We start from the raw sequence: 1927 nt of genomic DNA, 5'->3' as shown, positions 1-1927 counted from the left end.
TCTGGCCCTCTGGCCCTCTGGCCCTCTGGCGGCGCGTATCTGTTCCTTCGGGTGTTCCGCAAGAGGTATGACGATCTTCTGGGGGCAAGCACGGGGGCTTTCCACGACATACAAGGCCCGTCTCGCCGCGTGCGACGGCTCGCTCCTCCCGGCGTTTTATCGAGCTGCGCCGTAAACCCAGTCCTTCAGGTCCGGGGTTTATGATCTCGGCGAGCTTCGCAATCGACAAACTCACTCGTCTTCGTGCGAAGCCTCGAATTGCGAGAAGTCGTAATCGATATGCTTGATAACTTTATTTTTCGAGGCATCGAAGCACTCGAAGAGGCCATTCCTCTTGCAGAGGTCCTCTTCGCTGAGGCGGACGGAATCGACAGCGCGCTGGTCGGCTTCGCGCGATGTAACCTTCTTCACTTCGAGTTCCTTGGGGTCGTACATTCCGTTTTCAACGTTCATATCGCTCACCTCTCCTTTTTAAACCGCGCAAAAGCTCTTTTGTCAACAATCACACGAAAGGAACTGTGGTCGGAAGATCGATTTAGGCATCACCAAGGTTATGACGATGAGCGTCATGTACGCCACCGCCTCAAGAACGCTCTCCTTATGTCGGAATTTTTGCGAAAACTGTTCCAGCCGCACTCTCCTAGAGCGGCACCACTGATCCCAGTGATGAAAGGATTCAATGCGCCGCTATAACCGTTCTTTTGTTGACGAATCCTTTGGGCCTTCCTATAACAAACCCTCTTTATTGCAGGGGATTCGATATGACCGGACTGAAGCCACTCAATCTTGCCGCGAAAAATCTCACAAACCCGCCAATAGTGATATCGGAAGGATTTGTCTCTGTCGAACACTCAGTGGCGAGGGTCGATAAGGATAATCGTATTTTTAGATACGATCCAGGAGATCTAATCAAACCATATACGATCACGATACCCATGACGTTTGTAGTCTGCAAAAATGAAACGGTTAGATCGAAGATCCGGAGCGCAAAAGATGATCCGGAACAGTCTGAACTAGCCGTATATCAATTCGATCTGGCAGGCGTACAAAAATTCCGATTTGTCTTTAGTCTTGCTTTTTTATCTCTGGCCATCATTAAGCTCGGAATATTTATTCTCATCGCAACAATATTAACAACAATCATGACTCGACCATATTTATCGACCACACACCAACACAAAAGAGACTTTTACCCCAAGACGAACCAAGCGAAATCATTAATCCCAATTAGTTCCCAAAAAGACCTGTAAGGAAAAGCAATGCGGTTAGTCGACAACACGATCCACAGAAGACTGATGAACGGATGGCTCCTGAAAGGATTAACAATCAATGTATATTTCATTATTTTTGGTCTTTTTTATCAAATGCACCGAATAAACCCTTTTGCTTTGTTTAAAGAAATTGAGTTACCTGAGTTGCCATTGTGGTCACAAGGTAACTTGTTTGTCGACCACGGTTGGATGGCTGTAATTGCGGGCACTTTAAGCAGCTTGGTTATATTATTCGCACAGTGTTTCATCACTAGAAAAACTAGTAATCGGAAAACAATTGTTTTGATGCTCTTTTATATTTTATTTCCAATAATTTTTTTGTTTGGAATTAATTTTACCCATACTCTTGAGGTGTTGTCTTATTCCATTACATTAATTTCCTTATATTTGAAATTATTTCTTTTAATATTATTTCCTGACGACATATCCGGAGCGGCGTTCCTATTAAGCCTATTCCTTACAATTACTTGGATTCTATTGTTAGCTTTGATGGTTATTATAGATTCCATACATTGGTGGTATGGACTGAAGGAGACATTCCGTCCAGTCTTTTCAAAGGGAAAACAAATCCAATCGAAGGGTGACTCTGAGCAAAGCGAGACGGACATACGGCCTGATTTAACCAATGACTGCTCCCCGACCTGAAGGACGAGGCT

The 1927-nt window shown here is 44.6% G+C and carries 2 protein-coding genes; one reads left to right on the top strand and one right to left on the bottom strand.

Annotated features, from left to right (window positions below):
* Positions 1 to 231: 231 nt before the first annotated feature.
* The gene (locus E1297_RS02325) at positions 232 to 453 is read right to left on the bottom strand and encodes a hypothetical protein (RefSeq protein ID WP_155133399.1); all 222 of its coding nucleotides are present in this window, start codon (positions 451 to 453) and stop codon (positions 232 to 234) included.
* A 308-nt stretch (positions 454 to 761) separates the two neighbouring features.
* Between E1297_RS02325 and E1297_RS02320 the strand changes: the two genes are divergently transcribed.
* Complete coding sequence (locus E1297_RS02320) at positions 762 to 1250, top strand: hypothetical protein (RefSeq protein WP_155133396.1); 489 nt, start codon at positions 762 to 764, stop codon at positions 1248 to 1250.
* Positions 1251 to 1927: the final 677 nt, after the last annotated feature.

This window comes from Roseibium sp. RKSG952 (assembly GCF_009711355.1).
The sequence above is the reverse complement of the archived record's forward strand: the minus strand, read 5'-3'. Positions and strand labels throughout refer to the sequence as shown.

Bases quoted from the DNA above. Each gene is read 5' to 3' on its own strand.
- E1297_RS02320 (WP_155133396.1), top strand. From the start codon at position 762: ATGACCGGACTGAAGCCACTCAATCTTGCCGCGAAAAATCTCACAAAC.
- E1297_RS02325 (WP_155133399.1), bottom strand. From the start codon at position 453: ATGAACGTTGAAAACGGAATGTACGACCCCAAGGAACTCGAAGTGAAG.